At 74.7% G+C, this 17,297-nt stretch carries 14 protein-coding genes; 9 read left to right on the top strand and 5 right to left on the bottom strand.

What is annotated here, in order from left to right; all coding sequences use genetic code 11:
• Window positions 1-63: 63 nt before the first annotated feature.
• Window positions 64-2,208, bottom strand: coding sequence for a prolyl oligopeptidase family serine peptidase (locus tag ACN268_RS17035; protein ID WP_421484020.1), 2,145 nt, complete (start codon window positions 2,206-2,208; stop codon window positions 64-66).
• An 86-nt stretch (window positions 2,209-2,294) separates the two neighbouring features.
• Here ACN268_RS17035 and mshB point away from each other — a divergent pair, with 86 nt between their 5' ends.
• From mshB to ACN268_RS17020, 3 genes are all read left to right on the top strand, one after another.
• Window positions 2,295-3,305 carry an N-acetyl-1-D-myo-inositol-2-amino-2-deoxy-alpha-D-glucopyranoside deacetylase gene (gene mshB / locus ACN268_RS17030; RefSeq protein WP_421484019.1) on the top strand — a complete coding sequence of 337 codons (1,011 nt, stop codon included), beginning with the start codon at window positions 2,295-2,297 and terminating at the stop codon, window positions 3,303-3,305.
• Window positions 3,306-3,322: 17 nt separating this feature from the next.
• Entirely contained in the window at window positions 3,323-3,766 is a 444-nt protein-coding gene (locus ACN268_RS17025) for a hypothetical protein (protein ID WP_421486920.1), read from the top strand.
• 81 nt (window positions 3,767-3,847) lie between these two features.
• On the top strand, window positions 3,848-4,312 hold the full coding sequence (locus ACN268_RS17020; RefSeq protein WP_421484018.1) for a hypothetical protein: 465 nt from the start codon (window positions 3,848-3,850) through the stop codon (window positions 4,310-4,312).
• A gap of 105 nt (window positions 4,313-4,417) precedes the next feature.
• Here the strand turns inward: ACN268_RS17020 and ACN268_RS17015 are convergent, their stop codons facing one another.
• A complete protein-coding gene (locus ACN268_RS17015; RefSeq protein ID WP_421484017.1) occupies window positions 4,418-5,422 on the bottom strand; it encodes a GNAT family N-acetyltransferase in 1,005 nt (334 codons plus the stop codon).
• Between the two features lie 79 nt (window positions 5,423-5,501).
• On the opposite strand from ACN268_RS17015, the gene fdxA reads away from it, so the two are divergent.
• The 5 genes from fdxA (at window position 5,502) to ACN268_RS16990 (ending at window position 9,385) form a co-directional block, all read left to right on the top strand.
• Window positions 5,502-5,828, top strand: a complete 327-nt coding sequence (fdxA, locus tag ACN268_RS17010) for a ferredoxin (RefSeq protein ID WP_007072862.1) — start codon at window positions 5,502-5,504, stop codon at window positions 5,826-5,828.
• Between the two features lie 116 nt (window positions 5,829-5,944).
• On the top strand, window positions 5,945-7,042 hold the full coding sequence (gene dapC / locus ACN268_RS17005; protein ID WP_421486919.1) for a succinyldiaminopimelate transaminase: 1,098 nt from the start codon (window positions 5,945-5,947) through the stop codon (window positions 7,040-7,042).
• 10 nt (window positions 7,043-7,052) lie between these two features.
• Window positions 7,053-8,057 (top strand): prephenate dehydrogenase, encoded by a 1,005-nt coding sequence (locus ACN268_RS17000; RefSeq protein ID WP_421484016.1) that lies wholly within the window; start codon window positions 7,053-7,055, stop codon window positions 8,055-8,057.
• Between the two features lie 48 nt (window positions 8,058-8,105).
• A complete protein-coding gene (locus ACN268_RS16995; protein ID WP_357929656.1) occupies window positions 8,106-8,744 on the top strand; it encodes an SIMPL domain-containing protein in 639 nt (212 codons plus the stop codon).
• On the top strand, window positions 8,744-9,385 hold the full coding sequence (locus tag ACN268_RS16990; RefSeq protein ID WP_421484015.1) for a nucleoside/nucleotide kinase family protein: 642 nt from the start codon (window positions 8,744-8,746) through the stop codon (window positions 9,383-9,385). The genes ACN268_RS16995 and ACN268_RS16990 overlap by 1 nt, the downstream gene beginning before the upstream one ends.
• Here ACN268_RS16990 and ACN268_RS16985 read toward each other — a convergent pair.
• The gene (locus ACN268_RS16985; RefSeq protein ID WP_421484014.1) at window positions 9,368-11,938 is read right to left on the bottom strand and encodes a hypothetical protein; all 2,571 of its coding nucleotides are present in this window, start codon (window positions 11,936-11,938) and stop codon (window positions 9,368-9,370) included. The genes ACN268_RS16990 and ACN268_RS16985 overlap by 18 nt on opposite strands.
• Window positions 11,939-12,029: 91 nt before the next feature.
• Window positions 12,030-12,587: a sugar O-acetyltransferase gene (locus ACN268_RS16980; RefSeq protein ID WP_421484013.1), complete on the bottom strand. Its 558-nt coding sequence runs from the start codon at window positions 12,585-12,587 to the stop codon at window positions 12,030-12,032.
• 206 nt (window positions 12,588-12,793) lie between these two features.
• On the opposite strand from ACN268_RS16980, the gene ACN268_RS16975 reads away from it, so the two are divergent.
• On the top strand, window positions 12,794-16,135 hold the full coding sequence (locus tag ACN268_RS16975; RefSeq protein ID WP_421484012.1) for a S8 family serine peptidase: 3,342 nt from the start codon (window positions 12,794-12,796) through the stop codon (window positions 16,133-16,135).
• A 153-nt stretch (window positions 16,136-16,288) separates the two neighbouring features.
• On the opposite strand, the gene dapD is transcribed toward ACN268_RS16975, so the two are convergent.
• Window positions 16,289-17,245, bottom strand: a complete 957-nt coding sequence (dapD, locus tag ACN268_RS16970; RefSeq protein ID WP_421484011.1) for a 2,3,4,5-tetrahydropyridine-2,6-dicarboxylate N-succinyltransferase — start codon at window positions 17,243-17,245, stop codon at window positions 16,289-16,291.
• Between the last annotated feature and the right edge of the window lie 52 nt (window positions 17,246-17,297).

Below are 17,297 nucleotides of genomic sequence, written 5' to 3'. Positions count from 1 at the left end.
GACCCGCCCGGCCGGTGGCCCGGCGGCCCCCGACCCGATCCGGCTGGGCGGTCCCGCCACGGCTCAGCCCAGGTGGGTGCGGAGGAAGTCGAGTTCCAGGCGGAGCAGGCGTTCGGACAACCCCCCGGCCGCCATGTGGGTGGCCCCGGGCAGCGGCAGTACCGCGTGCGGCCGGCCGGTCGACAGCAGCGCCGCCGACAGCCGCAGCGTGTGTGCGGCCACCACGTTGTCGTCGACCATGCCGTGCACCAGCAGCAGCGGCCGGGCCGGCTCGCCGGGATGCAGCGGCTCCGCCGCCAGTTCCACCAGCGAGTGGTGCCCGTACACGTCGATACCGTCGTCGGGCAGGCCCAGGTAACGCTCGCTGTACGCGGTGTCGTACAGCGTCCAGTCGCTGACCGGGGCACCGGCGATGCCGCACCGGAACAGCTCCGGATGGCGCAGCACCGCCAGCCCGGCCAGCCAGCCGCCGAACGACCACCCCCGGATCGCCACCCGCGCAAGGTCCAGGTCGGGGTGCTTGCCGGCGAGCGCGGTCAACGCGTCCACCTGGTCGGTCAGGATCACGTCGGCCACCCGCCGGTGGATCGCCTTCTCGAACGACGGCGCGACGCCCGGCGTACCCCGGTTGTCGATGGTGACCACGGCGAACCCGGAGTCCGCCCACCACTGCCGCTCCAGCCAGGCCGACCGGGCGGCCACCACCTCCTGGTGGCCGGGGCCGCCGTAGACGTCCAGCAGCACCGGCAACCGGGTGCCCTTGACGTGCTCGGACGGGTAGAGCACCGCCGTCGGTAACCGCCTGTCGGTCACCCGGACCAGCATCGGCCGGGGTGCCGACGAGGGGGTGGCGGCCAGCGACCGCAGCCGGGCCACCTCGCCGTCGCCGCGCCACACCGACCAGGTCGTCCCCGCGTCGTCGAGCGAGGCGGTGCCGACGACCAGGGTGTCCCCGCCGACCGCCGCCGTGTGCCAGCCGGGCGTGCTGCTCATCCGGCGGGCGTCCACCCCGCCACCGATCGCCGTACGGACCCGGTAGAGGTGCCGTTGGCTCGGTTCGCCCTCGCTCGCCTCCACCAGCAGGTCGGCCGGGCCGGGGCCGGAGGGCAGCCGGCCCACCACCCGCCGCACGTACAGCGAGGGCGGGGTGAGCAGGGTGCCGTCGGCGAACAGGCAGCGGGCGTCGTACCCGTCGTGGGCCAGTTCGCCGCCGACCAGCACCCGGCCGTCGGGCAGGTGCGCCGGGGTGCCCGGGATCGGCTCCACCCAGCGCGGATCGGCCAGCTCGGCGTGCACCTGCGTCTCCCCGGTACGCGGGTCCACCGCCAGCACCAGGCCGTGCTGCTGCGACCGGCGCAGCACGGTGATCAGCGGGTTGCCGTCGACCCAGTCGACCGACGCCAGGTACGGGTAGGTCTCCCGGTCCCAGTGCACGTCGACCCAGCCGTCGTCCAGGTCGAGCAGGTGCAGGCTGACCTCGGCGTTCGGCCCACCCGCCCGGGGGTACGCGACGGTGGTCGGCGGGGTCGCCGGGTCCGCCGGGTCGTGCAGGTGCCAACGGGGCAGCCGGGACTCGTCGACCCGGGCGGCGAGCACCATCCGCCCGTCCGGGGCCCACCAGTAGCCCCGGAACCTGCCGAACTCCTCTGCCGCGACGTGCTCGGCGAGCCCCCAGGTCACCCCGCCGTCCTCGCCGGCCAGCAGGGAGTCGGTGCCGTCCGGGGCGACCACCCGCAGCTCACCCCGGCGCACCCCGTCGGCGACGTCGGTCACGTACGCCACCCGCTGCCCGGTCGGGTCGGGGCGAGGGTCGATCACCGGCCCGACGGTGGTCACCTCGATCACGTCGCCGTGCACCAGGTCGGCCCGGAACAACCGGCCGGCCAGCGCGAACACCGCCACCCGGCCCGCGCCGTCCAGGGCGTACGAGCCGATGCCGGCGGCGGTGAGCCGGCGACGTTCGCGCAAGGCCCGCTCGCCCGGGGCCAGCGCCGTCGGGTCGGCGTCCTCGCCGAGCAGCATGGCGGGGTCGGCGATCAGCCGTTCCTCGGCGGAGGCGGTCTCCAGCGCCCAGAGCGCGTCGGCCGGATCCTCCGGGCCGCCCGAGCGGAGGAAGACCACCCGGGAACCGTCGTCGGTCACGGAAACGGCGCGCGGCGCCCCGTGGCTGAACCGACGGGTACGGGCGGCCAGCTCGGGAAAGTCCACAACCCGGATCGTAGAGCCGGGCCGGGCGTGATGTGGCCTACCTGCCTGGACGCGTACGCCCCGGGGCCCGGGGACCGCCGGTTAGAGTGACGGTCGTGACGACGCTGCCCGACCGACGCCTGCTGCTGGTCCACGCGCACCCCGACGACGAGTCCATCGGCACGGGAGCGACGATGGCGCACTACGCCGCCGCCGGGGCCCACGTCACGCTGGTGACCTGCACCCTCGGCGAGGAGGGCGAGATCCACGTGCCGGCGCTGGCGCAGCTCGCCGCCGCCGAGGCCGACCAGCTCGGCGGGTTCCGGATCGGTGAGCTGGCCGCCGCCTGCGCCGCGCTCGGCGTCACCGACCACCGGTTCCTCGGCGGCGCGGGCCGCTACCGGGACTCGGGGATGATGGGCATGTCCACCAACGGACACCCCCGGGCGTTCTGGGCGGCCGACCTCGACGAGGCCGCCGGGCGGCTCCTGGAGGTGATCCGGGAGATCCGCCCGCAGGTCATGGTCACCTACGACCCGAACGGCTTTTACGGGCACCCGGACCACATCCAGGCGCACCGGGTGGCGATGCGGGCGCACGAGCTGGCCGGCGCGGAGGGCATCGCCCCGGCCAAGGTCTACTGGACGGCGATGCCGCGCAGCGTCCTGGAGGCCGGGATGAGCCACTTCACCGAGTCGGCGGACAACCCCTTCGCCGCCATCGACAGCGTCGACGACCTGCCGTTCGGCACCCCCGACGACCAGATCGCCGCCCGGATCGACGGTACCGACCAGCACGCCGCCAAGGAGGCGGCGATGCGGGCGCACGCCACCCAGATCCCGGCCAACTCCTGGCTGTACGCGATCGCCGGCAACTTCGGCGCGGAGTTCATGGGCGTGGAGTACTTCACCCTGGCGGTGGGGGAGAAGGGGCCCGGCACCGGCCGGTACGGCTGGGAGAGCGACCTGTTCGCCGGGATCGACCCGGACCCGGCGGACCTGCCGGGCGACCGGTCCGACCCGGCGGACGGGCGACCGGTCGCGGCGGCGCGCCGGCCGGAGCGGGACGCCCCGGCGGGTGACGTGTCGGCGGCCACGGCGACGGCCGGGCTCCGGTGACCCTGCCCGCCACGCCGATGCCGGTCGTCGAGGAGGAGACCGCCGCCGTCCCGCCGCCGCCCGGCCGGGCGGCCCACCTGCTCGACGTCGTGCTGCGGGTGGTCGGTGGGCTGGTCGCCGTGGTCGGTGGGGTGCTCACCGCCGTGATCGGGCTGCTGCTGTCCACCGTCCGGGCCGGCGGGCAGCTGATCGGGGTGTCGGTGGTGGTGACCATCCTGGGGGCGGTCGCGGTGAGCTGGTTCGCGTACGCCACGGTCGGCCGGAAGTGGGCGGTGGCGTTGCCGGCGCTGCCGTGGTTCGTGTTGATGGCGGTGGCGGCGGTCCGCACCGCCGAGGGTGACCTGCTGGTCGCCGGGGACAACTGGGTCGGGCTGGCGATGATCACCACCGGGGCGATGACGTTCGCGGTGATGGCGTTCCGGCAGATGCTCAGCCCGCAGCCGCGCCGCCACGACGGGTGATGACGGCACACAGCCTGCGGTGGTAGATATTCCTGCCAGGAGACCCGCCGACGGGGCGGGTGGTACGGCGGGAGGCGTGTGATGACGCAGCGGTGGCGGGCGGTCGGGGTGCTCGCGGCGGCCCTGTTCGCGGTCAACGTGGTGGCTCGGGTGATCATCAAACTCGGCTTCGACGGGAACGACGCCGCCGCCGACCGGGTCTCGCTGGGCATGTTCGTCGTGATCGGGCTGATCCTGGCCGGGGTGGTGTTCACCTGGGGTAGGGCTGTTCCGGCGGCGCGGTGGGGTGCCGACGTGTCCGCCGCGGTGGCCGTGGCGCTGCTGCTGACGGTGCTCGTCGGCCCGCTGCTGGTCGGGAACAACCCGTTCGGTGGGGGCGCGGGGCTGTTCTTCGCCCAGATCTGGCTCTACCTCGTCGCAGCCGGGGCCGGCGTGGCGCTCGGCTACCTGGTGCTGATCGCGCTCGGCCGGGACCACCGCTCGCAGCAACTGCGGCGGTACGCCGAGCGCAACGTGGGCAAGCCGCGTCGGGTGGTCCGGCGCTGACCGCCCACCGCCAGGGCCTGCTCAACTCAACGGGGCGTAGGTAGCGGTGTCGGGACCGATGGGATACCGCAACCTCGGCCCACCCGGCCAAGGCGATGGGCCGGGTCAGCCCGGCGGGGCGACCCGGGTCAGGTAGGTGTGGTGGGTGGTGAAGCCGAGCTTGCGGTAGAGCGCCACCGCCCCGGTGTTGCGCTGCTCCACCTGCAGGAAGGCGTGCGTCGCCCCCTCGGCCGCGCCCCATGCGGCCAGGGCCCGGACCACCCGGGCGGCCAGCCCCTGCCGGCGTGCCGACGGGCTCACCTCGATCAGGCTGAGCCCCAGCCAGCGGCCCTGCCCGGTGACCGTGCCCCGGCCCGTCGCCAGCAGCGTGCCGTCGGCGTACACCTGGGCGAAGCGGACCCGGGCCACGGCGGTGAGGATGTGCCGGGCGGAGTCGGGCAGGCCGCCCTTGCGCCCGGCGGCGACCGCGAGCCACTCCTCGGACGGCGCGACGTCGAGCACCACGGCCGGGCCGTCAGCGTCCCGGTCCGCGCCGCCCGGGGCCGGGCCACCCTCCTGGGACACGCGGTGCGGGTCGGAGAGCAGGGTGGTCAGGGGGACGGTCTGGACCAGGGTCAGCGGGCGGGCGGTCCAGCCCCGCGCGTCCAGTTCGGCGCCGACCGGCACGGCCAGCGGCAACGGCGTGTTGACCATGGCGGGTTGGCCGTGTCCGGCGTACCAGCGTTCGATGGCGTCGACCGCCGCCGGCAGCGGCCGGTCCGGGTCGCCCACCGGCAGGGCCGAGTTGGCGCGTCCGGTCCAGCCGTCGGCGGAACGCAGCAGCCAGTCGCCGAGCCGGCCGCGTACCGGCGCGGGCCACGCCTCGTCGGCCGCGAGTTCCAGCTCGACCACGGCCGAGGCGGTGGGCCGGCGGGTGGGTGGCACCCGCTTGGCCCGGTGCACCTCGGCCACCGGCACCCGGAGCCGGCCCTGCGCGGTGGCGATGGTGAGATGGGTCTCGCTCAGCTCGACCAGTTCACCGAGGGCGTCCGAGAAGAGGGGCCGGCCCTCACGAATCCCCACAATGCGGCGAACCACGATCCGGTGTCCCACATCCTGCTGTCGGAGCACGATCGACCTCCTCCCCGGCGAGATACTAGGCTCTTAGCGTCGCGGGTGATCGCGACGAGTCTTGCGGAGGAGAAGACCGGTGACCTACATCATCGCCGAGCCGTGCGTGGATGTGCTCGACAAGGCATGCATCGAGGAATGCCCGGTCGACTGCATTTACGAGGGCAACCGGATGCTCTACATCCACCCCGACGAATGCGTCGACTGTGGTGCCTGTGAGCCGGTCTGCCCGGTGGAGGCCATCTTCTACGAGGACGACGTCCCCGAGCAGTGGAAGGACTACACGGGCGCCAACTACGAGTTCTTCGAGGACCTGGGCTCGCCGGGCGGCGCGTCGAAGATCGGCAAGGTGGAGAAGGACGCGACGTTCGTCGCCGGCCAGCCGCCGCGCGGCGAGGGCCACTGAACCGGCCCGCCGCCGTGACACCGGGGGTACCGGCCGGGCCCGCGACGGCACCGGCCGGGGCCGCGCCGGAGCGCCCGGCCGGGCTCGCCCCGGCGTCGCCGGGCCGGCCCGCGCCGGTGTCGGCCCGGTTGCCCGAGTTCACCTGGGACACCCTGGACGCCGCGGCCACCCTGGCCGCGGCGCACCCGGACGGCCTGATCAACCTCTCCATGGGCACGCCTGTCGACCCGGTGCCCACGGTGATCCGGCAGGCCCTGGCCGACGCGTCCGACGCGCCGGGTTACCCGCTGACGGCGGGCACCCCGGCGCTGCGGCAGGCCATCGCCGGCTGGGTGGCGCGCGCCTGCGCCGCCGGTGTCGACGGGCTCGGGGTGCTGCCGACGATCGGTTCCAAGGAACTGGTCGCCTGGCTGCCCACCCTGCTCGGGATCGGCCCCGGCGACGTGGTCGTGGTGCCCACGGTCGCCTATCCGACGTACGAGGACGGGGCCCGGCTGGCCGGTGCCACGGTCGTCCGGGCCGACGCGCTGACCGCGGTCGGCCCCACCTCGCGGGTACGCCTGGTCTGGGTCAACTCGCCAGGCAACCCGACCGGCCGGGTGCTGCCCGCCGCCCACCTGCGCAAGGTGGTCGACTGGGCGCGGGAGCGCGGTGCCGTGGTGGCCAGCGACGAGTGCTACCTCCCGCTGGGCTGGACTGCCGACGCCGCCCCGGTGTCGGTGCTCGCGCCGGAGGTCTGCGGTGGCTCGTACGACTCGGTGCTGGCGGTGCACTCACTGTCCAAGCGGTCCAACCTGGCCGGCTACCGGGCCGGGTTCGTCGCCGGTGACCCGGCGCTCGTCGCCGAGCTGCTGAAGATCCGCAAGCACGCCGGCATGATCGTCCCGGCGCCGGTGCAGGCCGCCATGGTGGCCGCGCTCGGTGACCAGGAACACGCCGACGAACAGCGGGAACGCTACCGGGCGCGGCGGGAGACACTGCTTGCCGCGTTCACCGGGGCGGGGTTCCGGCTGGAGCACTCCGAGGCGGGCCTCTACCTCTGGCTCACCCGCGACGAGGACTGCTGGGACACCGTCGACTGGCTGGCCCGCCGGGGCATCCTGGTCGCCGCCGGGGCCTTCTACGGCCCGGCCGGGCAGCGGCACGTCCGGGTGGCGCTCACCGGGTCCGACACGCACGTCGCGGCGGTCGCGCAGCGGCTCGCCCAGCCGTAGGACGCCTGCGGTGGGTGACGACGTCGGCCGGCTCCGGGTCGCCGTGGTGGGCACCGGCCTGATCGGCGGGTCGATCCTGCTGCGACTGCACGAGGCGGGCGTCCGGGTGACCGGCTGGGACCCGGACCCGGCGACCCGGGCCGAGGGCCGTCGCCGGGGCGTCGACTTCCCCGACGACCTCGGCGACGCGGTCCGCGACCGGGACGTGGTGTTCCTCGCCGGCCCGCTGCCCAGCCTGCCGGAAACCCTGCTCACGGTGGCGGGGCTGACCGGTGACCGGTGCATCGTCACCGACGTGGGCAGCACCAAGGAGGCCGTCGCCGGCTTCGCCGGGACGCACGGGTTGACCGGCCGGTTCGTCCCCGGGCACCCGATGGCCGGCACCGAACATGCCGGGCTCACCGCCGCCCGGGCCGGCCTGTTCGCGGACGCGGCCTGGGTGCTCTGCCCGAGCGCCGACGGGCTGGTGCCGTTCCGGACGCTGGTCGGGCTGGTGGTCGACGTCTTCGGCGCGCACGTCGTGCCGATGTCGCCGCAGGTGCACGACCGGGTCGTGGCGCTGTCCTCGCACGTACCGCACCTGCTGGCCGGCGGTCTGGCCGGGGCCACCGCCGACTCGACGGTGCGCGACGCGGTGGTCCGGCTCGCGGCCGGCAGCTTCCGCGACGGCACCCGGGTGGCGACCACCCCGGCCCGGCGGACCGCCGCCATGCTGCTGGCCAACCGGGACCAGGTGCTGCGGCAGTTGGCCGAGGTGCGGGCCGCGCTCGACACGCTCGCCGAGGCGGTCCGCGACGAGGACCTGCCCACGCTGGTGGCCCACTACGAGCGGGCCGGCGCGGTGCGGGCGGCCGGGCCGGGCCGGGAACAGCCCGTCCGCCGGGCGTTCGACCTCGACGCCGACCCCGCCGGGGAGTTGGCGTTCCTCAGGTCGGTCGGCGAGGCCGGCGGGCACCTGACCGGCTGCGCGGTGACGCGGGGGACGGTGACGTACACCGGGATGCGGCCGGCCTGACCGTGCGGAAGCCGGCGGCACGCCTGCCGCGCCGCTAGGGTGGGGTGCGTGGCGGACGGACCGGTGGTGGCGGTGCGCGGTGAGGCGTACCGGGAGGTGCCGCCCGAACTGGCCCGCTTCGAGGTCACCGCGACGGCCCGGGAACGGGACCGCCAGGTCGCGCTGGCCCGGCTCGCCGAGCGGGCCGCCGCCGTCCGGGTGCTGCTCGACGAGCACGAGCCGGCGGTGGACCGCCGGGAGGCCGGTGAGCTGCGGGTGCGTCCCGAGACGAACCGTTCCGGCGAACGGGTCGTCGGCTATCTGGGCAGCGTCTCCACCACGGTCACCGTCACCGACTTCGGTTCGCTGGCCGAGTTGATGCTGCGGCTGGCCGAGCAGGACCACGTCGAGGTGGCCGGACCCTGGTGGTCGTTGCGCCCGGACAGCCCGGCCCACCGGGAGGCCCGGCACGCGGCGATCGCCGACGCGCTGCGCCGGGCCCGGGAGTACGCCGAGGCGCTCGGCGCGCGGGTGACCGCGCTGCTGGAACTGGCCGACACCGACGAGGGCTCCGGCATGGGCGGGGCGATGTACGCCCGCCAGGCCCGCCAGGGCGGCCCGCCGGAGCTGGATCTGGACCCCCGCCCGCAGTCGGTGCACGCGGTGGTGCGGGCCCGGTTCACCATCAGCGAGCCGGTCCTGACCTGATGCCCGGGGCGCGTCCGTTCTCCCTCGACGACCTGGTGGCCAGGGCCCGGTCGCTCGCCGACGCCGGCCCCCGGCAACTGCTGGGCATCGCCGGGGCGCCCGGGGCGGGCAAGTCCACCCTGGCCGAGCGGATCGTCGCGGCGGTCGGCCCGAGTGCCCGGCTGGTGCCGATGGACGGCTTCCACCTCGCCCAGGCGGAGCTGGTCCGGTTGGGCCGGGCCGACCGCAAGGGCGCGGTCGACACCTTCGACGCCAACGGGTACGTGTCGTTGCTGCGCCGGTTGCGCCGGCTGGAGCCGACCGCCGTCTACGCGCCGCTGTTCCGCCGTGACCTGGAGGAGGCGGTGGCCGGGGCGGTGGAGGTGCCGCCCTCGGTCCGGTTGGTGGTGACCGAGGGCAACTACCTGCTGCTCGCCGACCCGCCCTGGGACGAGGTGCGGTCGCTGCTGCACGAGGCCTGGTTCCTCGACCTCGACGCCGGGGCCCGGCTGCGCCGGCTGGTGGCCCGGCACGTGGCGTACGGGCGGTCGCCGGAGGCGGCACGGGTCTGGGCGTACGGCAGCGACGAGGCGAACGCCGCCGTGGTGGCGGGCACCGCCGACCGGGCCGACCTGGTGATCCGGTCAACCGACCCGGGGTGACGGGACGGTACGCCGCAGCAGCCGCGCCACCAGGGCCCGTTCCCGGTGGAACTCCACCGCCTCCGGGTAACCGCTGTGGTTGCGGATCGGCGGGTCGGCGACCTCGCCCCCGGTGGGGTGCAGCGCCTCCGGGTCGGTCACCGGCACGTCCCGTTCCCCGGCGTTGACCTGCCAGCCGAGCGGGTCGGTGTCCCGCCAGAAGTTGGTCCACGCGACGTGGCCGGAGGGCCAGGTCAGCGTGTCGGCGAGCACCCGGAGCCGGGCCGGGCCGAAGTAGGCGGGGAAGACCCGCCCGTAGAGCCGGGTGAGTTGACAGCCGTACGACAGGAACCAGATCCGTCGCCGCCACCGGGCCGGCAGTTGGAGCAGGGTCGCCGCGCAGATCACCGTGCCCTGGCTGTGCCCGGAGAGGATCACCCCGTCCATCCGGCGGGGGTCGCGCTCGGTCAGCGCCAGGAGGCCGGCGATCCGGGTCTGCAACTCGGGGACGGCCCGTTCGGCGTAGCTGGGTGGGGCGAGCGGGTGCGCGGCGCGCGGCCAGAAGGTGCCGACGTCCCAGAGCACCCCGACGCTGCGCCGGACGGTGTCGTTGCGGTAGACGAGCATGCCGAGACCGGCGACCACCAGCGGCAGCCAGCCCAGCAGGGTGTCGCCGAGGTCGGCGGCGGTGTGCACCAGCCCGGGCCAGCCCGACGCGCCGGCCGGCGCCGGGCGGGTCCGGGTCAGCGCCGCCACGCAGGACAGCGTCACCAGCACCGCCGCGATGGTGGCGTAGCAGCCGATCAGGCGTACCGCGTGCTCGCCGACCAGGCGGTGCAGCGCGCGGAAGGTGCTGACGTGCCGGCAGCGACGCAGGTCGTGCGCGGACAGCACCTGCCCGGCGGCGGTGAGCCGGTGGTATTCGACGTGGCGTAGCCGGTGGAAGAGCACCGCGGCGCGGACCAGCGTGCCGAGCAGGGCGGCGGTGGCGACGGTGAAGGCCAGCCCGGCCCAGATCACCGGCAGGGGCGGCACGATCGGGGAGAACCCGCTGGGTGAGGCGGCCCCGTTGAGCCGGTCGGTGACCCAGTACAGCAGTCCGGCGCAGTAGGCGATGGCCATCATCCAGCCGAAGCCGGCGATGACGGCGGCCCCGCGTCCGCCCCAGGCGACGTCGGTGTGCACGCCGAGCGGCTGCTGGCCGGCGTCGCTGCCGGTGCGGGGCAGCAGCAGTCCGGCCGCGGCGAGCGCGATGGCCGGCGCGGCGAGCATCCAGATCCGTAGCCCGTCGGGGGCGGCGGGAACGCCGGGTAGCCGGCCGTCGAGCCAGGCCGTGCCGAGGGGCAGCAGCACGGCGGCGGTGCCGGGGACGGGCAGCGCGCGGCGGCCGGAGCGGGCGACCGTGCCGATGGCGATCAGCAGCAGCACCTGGTAGGTGGCGAGCCAGGCGACCAGCCCGTCGTAGCCGGGCAGTGAGTGGTCGGCGCGGCAACCGGCCCCGCCGGGGTCGCGGATGCAGCCGGCCGGTGGGCGGAACTGCGCGAGCGGGGTGCCGGCGGGGCCGTCCGGCAGCAGTAGGAGGGTGAAGGTGCCGGCCAGCGCGAGGCCGGTGAGCACCCCGACGGCGAGGCTCCACCGGCCGAGCGGGGCGGCCCCGCTGCGGCGGGTCAGCCAGGGGCGGCCCACCGCCACCACCGCGATCACCACGACCGTGACCAGGGCGGTGACGGTCGGGACGGCGACCACGGCGCGGACGCCCCGGGCCGGGTCCAGCACCAGCACCGCGCCGACGGGCACCGCCGCGGCGAGCGCCGCGCCGACGCACAGGTGCAGTACGGCGGCGCGGCGCAGCTGCCCCTCCCCGCCCCAGAACGTGGGGTCCTGCAACGGGTTGGCCGGGTCGGGTGCCGGCTCGGCCGGGTGCTCCCCGTCGCCCGCCGGGGCGCGGGGCGCGGCGGGCATCTCGGCCTCGTACTGGTAGGTACGCCAGGAGACGACGCCGAGCACCAGCAGCATCGCCAACGGCAGCAGCAGGCCGACGGCGAGCGCGTGGGCGTCCGCGCGCCACCAGCCCCGACCGAGGAACTCCCACGGGCCGGGTAGTTGCCGCAGGCACTCCTGGTCGACGCACTGCCAGGCGATCAGGTCGACCCCGATGCCGGTGGCGGCGAGCACCAGGGTGCCGGTGAGGCTGAGGCAGAACAGCCGGATCAGCCAGGCGGTGATGCCGCAGCGGCTGCCCCAGCGTTCGGTGTCCGGGTCGGGCGGGATGCCGGGGCGCGCGTACAGGGCGACGTTGGCCAGGGTGAACGGCAGCAGCAGCGTCCACAGGGCACGTTCGACGTCCCGCGCGGTCCGCGCCCCGGAGGTCAACTGCCCCCAGCTGTACGCCTCGACGACGACGGGGTCGTCGGGGGCGGAGTCGCTGGCGCGGTAGAAGCCGGTGACGTCGCCGCCGGAGACGAGCCGGGGTTGCGGGCCGGTGCCGGTCGGGTCGGCGGGCAGGCCGAGGATCTGGTCGGGCGGGGTGTTGGACACGCCGTGTACCCGAAGTTCGAGTACCCGCTCGGCCATCGGTGCTCCCTGGTGACGAAGTCACTACCCAGAGTGCATCGGAATTCGCCGTTCGCCCATGGTTGCGTCGGTGTTTTTGCAGCTCACGCTGTTATTGCAGGGTGCGGATCACCCGTGCGGGATTACCCACGGCTACCACGTTGGGGGGTAGGTCGCGGGTGACCACCGCGCCCGCGCCGACCACCGTGTTCTCCCCGACGGTCACTCCGGCCAGGACGATCACCCCGCCGCCGAGCCAGACGTTGTCCCCGATGGTGATCGGCTGGGCGGCCTCCCACTTGGCTCTCCGCGCCCCGGCCTCGACGGGGTGGGTGGCGGTGAGCAGTTGCACGTTCGGTCCGATCTGGACGTCCGCGCCGATGGTGATCCGGGCCACGTCGAGCAGGACGGCGTTGAAGTTGACGAAGCTGCGGTCCCCGAGGTGGGTCTGCCAGCCGTAGTCGCAGTGCAGCGGTGGGCGTACCCAGGCGTCCTCGCCGACGCTGCCGAGCAGGTCGCGCAGGGCGGCGAGCCGGCCCTGCGGGTCGTCGGCGGGACTGCGGTTGAAGCGTTCGACCAGCCGCGCGGCGCGGTCGAGATCCGCGACGATCTCGGGATCGTCGGCGACGTACGGCTCGCCGGCCAGCATGCGTTCCCTCATGGACGTCACCAGGTGATCGTCGCCGATCGGACGGGCCGACGGAGCGGAATCGGGTCGGTCGTGTCTCGGCAATGTGTCCGGACGGTCATCCCCCGGACTTCTTTTTGCATACTGAGTATGTAATTCTGGGGCGTCGATGTGACTCCCGTCAGATCGACGTGGCCCGTTCGGTTCGACGGGCCCCTGTGTTGTAGACGTCCCAGAAGGAGGTTCCGTTGCACCGAAGCAGAAGAACCGCGGCCGGCGGGCTGGCGATCGCGCTGGCCCTCGGTCTGCCGGCGACGGGCGCGCAGGCCGCGCCCGCCGGCCCCGCCGCGCCCCGGCCCGCCACGCCGGCCGCCGGCTCCAGCACCGTCACCCTGATCACCGGGGACCAGGTCACCGTCACCCGCACCGGCGGTGCCGCCGTGCGCCCCGGCGTCGGCCGGGAACACCAGCAGTTCCTGGTCCGCCGGGAACGCGGCCACCTCTCCGTGGTGCCCCGCGACGCGGTGCCGCTGCTGCGCTCCGGGCAGGTCGACAAGCGGCTGTTCGACGTCACCGGCCTGATCGCCGCCCGCTACGACGACGCCCACCGCGACAACCTGCCGCTGCTGGTGTCGTACCGCGAGGGGCAGGCCCGGCGCGGCGCGGCTGCGCTGCCGGGCACCCGGGTGACCCGCGACCTGCCGGCGATCCAGGGCGCGGCACTGACCGCCGGCAAGTCCTCGACCGGCGCGGTCTGGTCGACGCTGACCGGCGGCGACGCCGGAGCCCGGCTCGACGCGGCAGGGGGCGTCGAGCGGATCTGGCTGGACGGTCGGCGGGCGCTCTCCCTCGACCACAGCGTGCCCCAGATCGGTGCGCCCACCGCCTGGGCCGCCGGCTGGACCGGCAAGGGGGTGACCGTCGCCGTACTGGACACCGGCATCGACGCCACCCACCCGGACCTCGCCGGCAAGGTGAGCGAGGCCCGCAACTTCAGCGAGACGCCCGACCAGCGGGACACCGTCGGTCACGGCACCCACGTCGCCTCCACCATCGCCGGCAGCGGTGCCGCCTCCGACGGGAAGTACAAGGGTGTCGCGCCGGACGCCACGCTGCTCGACGGCAAGGTCTGCGAGGAGTTCGGCTGCACCGAGTCGGCCATCCTGGCCGGGATGCAGTGGGCCACCACCGAGAAGAAGGCCGCCGTGGTCAACATGAGCCTCGGTGGTGGCGACACCCCCGAGGTCGACCCGCTGGAGGAGGCCGTCCAGACGCTGACCGCCCAGACCGGCAGCCTCTTCGTCATCGCCGCCGGCAACGACGGTGCCGACGGTTCGGTCGGCTCGCCGTCCACCGCCGACGCCGCGCTCGCCGTCGGCGCGGTCGACCGGGACGACGAACTCGCCGACTTCTCCAGCCGTGGCCCCCGCGTCGGCGACGACGCGCTCAAGCCCGACATCACCGCCCCCGGCGTCGACATCGTGGCCGCCCGCTCCGTCGACGGCCAGATCGGCGACCCGGTCGGCACGAGGTACGTCGCGCTCTCCGGCACGTCGATGGCCACCCCGCACGTGGCCGGCTCGGTGGCGCTGCTCGCCCAGCAGCACCCCGGCTGGAAGGCCGGGCAGCTCAAGGCGACCCTGATGGCCGCCGCGAAGCCGCACCCGACGCAGACCGCCTACGAGCAGGGCGCCGGCCGGGTGGACCTGACCCGGGCCATCACCGAGCAGGTCACCACCGACCCGGTCAGCGTCTCGTTCGGCCGGGCCCTGTGGCCGCACGGCGACGACGCCCCGATCACCCGGACCGTCGCCTGGCACAACGGCGGCACCACGCCGCTCACCCTCGACCTGACCGTCGAGGTGAAGGGACCGGGCGGGAAGGCCGCACCGGCCGGCATGTTCACCCTCGGCGTCAACCGGATCACCGTCCCGGCGGGCGGCCGGGCCGAGACCACCGTCACCGCGAACACCCGGCTCGGCGTCGACGGCTACTGGACCGGCCGGGTGGTGGCCCGCTCCGGCGGCACCGTCGCGGTGACCCCGCTGGCCGTGCACCGCGAGGTGGAGAGCTACACCGTCACGATCACCCACCTCGACCGCACCGGCGAGCCGGGCGGCGACTACTCGACCACCCTGGTCGACCTCGCCGACGGCGACGTGCGCGACGTGTTCGAGGCCGACGGCGTCGTCGAACTCCGGGTCCCCAAGGGCCGGTACGGGCTGAGCAGCGTCTTCTTCGAGCCGGGCCCGGACGAGGAGTCGGGCGGGCTGGGCATGCTCGCCCAGCCGGAACTGGTGGTCGACGGGGACACCGCGGTCACCGTCGACCTGCGGAAGGCCAAGCCGGTACGGATGACCGTCCCGCAGGCCGACGCCACGGTCGCCCTGGTCGACATCAGCGCCAACTACCTGCTGCCCGACGACGGCCTGTACGGGTTCGGCATCGTCTCCTTCGACACCTTCGACGGGCTGTCCACCGGGCAGCTCGGCAAGGCGGTGTCGGCCGACGAGTTCGTCGCCACCTTCAACAGCCAGTGGGCCGACCGGGAGGCCGAGTCCAGCCCCTACCTGTACGCGCTGGGCGAGGTCGTGCCGGGCAGGTTGCCCAGCGGGCTGGTGCGCGACTACCGGCGGGGCGACCTGGCCACGGTGGTGCACAGGTTCCGTGACCCGTACCCGAAGATGGAAGCCGAACGGCTGGTCTTCCCGGACAGCGGCTACAACCTCGGCGGTTGGGCGGTCGTCCTGCCGACCGACCTGCCCGGCCAGCGCACCGAGTACTACAGCACCAAGAGGATGCGCTGGGAGTCCGAGCTGGACTTCGGCGTCCGCGACCCGGAAGCGGGCTGGCTGGACGTCCAGGCGATCCTGCTGACCCTGCCCACGAAGTACCAGCCCGGTCGGCGGGTCACCGAGACCTGGGGGGCCGCGCCGCTCGGGCCGTCCCTGCCCGCCCCGCGCTGGCCGGGGGACGGCGTCACCCGGATCGGGGACACCGTCCTGGTGAGCGTGGCGCTGCACGCCGACGCGGCCGGGCACCCCGGCGGGTCACTGACCGACAGCGCCCGTACCGCGCTGTGGCGCAACGGCACGCTGGTGGAGGAGACCGACAACCCGGGGTACGGCGAGTTCACCGTGCCGAAGGCGGCCGGCGACTACAAGCTGACCGTGGCGGCCGAGCGGAGCCTCACCGACCTCGGCACCGAGGTGGAGGCGAGCTGGACGTTCCGCTCCGGGCACGTGGCCGGTGACACGCCGAAGCCGCTGCCGCTGTCGGAGATCCGGTTCACCCCGCAGCTGAGGGCCGACAACACCGCCCCGGCCGGGCAGGTCTTCGCCATTCCCGTGCAGGTACGGCGGCAGCCGGGTGCCGGCACCGCCAAGCTGGCGAAGCTCGGCGTCGACGTGTCGTACGACGGGGGGAGGACCTGGCGGCGGGCGACCGTGGTGAAGGTGCCGGGCCAGGGCACGGTGGCGCTGGTCAAGCACCCGACGGGGGCCGGGTACGCGTCCCTGCGGGCGACCGCCCGGGACACCGAGGGCAACACCGCGAGCACCCGGATCATCCAGGCGTACCGCCTGAGGTGATGACGTCCGGGCCCGCGACGGTTGCGTCGCGGGCCCGGACCTGTGCGCGCACCGACGGCGGCCCACACGCCGCCGGGCCGCCCGGCCCTCAGCGTGCCGGGCGGCTCAGTCGTTGGCGTGCCGGGCGGCTCAGTTGTTGGCGTGCCGGGCGGTTCAGTCGTTGGCGTGCAGGGCGGCGTTGAGCGTGATGCCCTGGCCGGTGCGCGGCTTCGCCTCCAGCGCCCCGGTCACCGAGTTGCGCCAGAACAGCAGGCCGTCGACGCCGGACAGCTCGCGGGCCTTCACCACCCGGCCGTCCGGCAGGGTGATCTTCGAGGCGGCGGTGATGTAGCAGCCGGCCTCGACCACGCAGTCGTCGCCGAGCGAGATGCCGACCCCGGCGTTCGCGCCGATCAGGCTCCGTGCCCCGATGCGCACCCGGTCGGTGCCGCCGCCGGAGAGGGTGCCCATGATCGACGCGCCGCCGCCGATGTCGGAGCCGTCACCGACCACCACGCCCTGCACGATCCGGCCCTCGACCATCGAGGTGCCCAGCGTGCCGGCGTTGAAGTTGACGAAGCCCTCGTGCATCACGGTGGTGCCGGCGGCGAGGTGGGCACCGAGCCGGACCCGGTCCGCGTCGGCGATCCGCACCCCGGCGGGCACCACGTAGTCGGTCATCCGGGGGAACTTGTCCACCCCGTACACGGCCAGGTGGCGGCCGGCGGCCCGCTCGATCACCCGCAGCTCGTCCACCCGCTCGGGCGGGCACGGGCCGGCCGAGGTCCAGGCGACGTTGGCCAGTTTGCCGAAGATGCCGTCGAGGTTCAGCTCGCCCGGCCGCACCAGGCGGTGGGAGAGCAGGTGCAGCCGCAGGTACGCGTCGGCGGCGTCCTTGATCGGCTCGTCCAGCGCGCCGATCACGGTGACCACCTGCACCGTACGCAGGCCCGGCAGGGCCCGCTCGCCGATCGCGCCGGGCGGCAGGTCCAGCACGTCGGCCTGGTCCTCGCCGGGGACCAGCGGCAGCTCACCCAGACCCAGCTTGCCGGTCGGGTACCAGGTGTCGAGCACCTGCTCGGCGGCGGTCACGGTGGCCAGGCCGATACCCCAGGCGGATTGGGACGTCACTGTTCTACCCTCTCGTTCGCGGCTGCGGGGCCGGTGGGCTCACCCCTCACAC

This window comes from Micromonospora sp. WMMD735, from assembly GCF_049178995.1.
GTDB classification, from domain to species: Bacteria; Actinomycetota; Actinomycetes; order Mycobacteriales; family Micromonosporaceae; genus Micromonospora; species Micromonospora wenchangensis.
The sequence above is the reverse complement of the archived record's forward strand: the minus strand, read 5'-3'. Positions and strand labels throughout refer to the sequence as shown.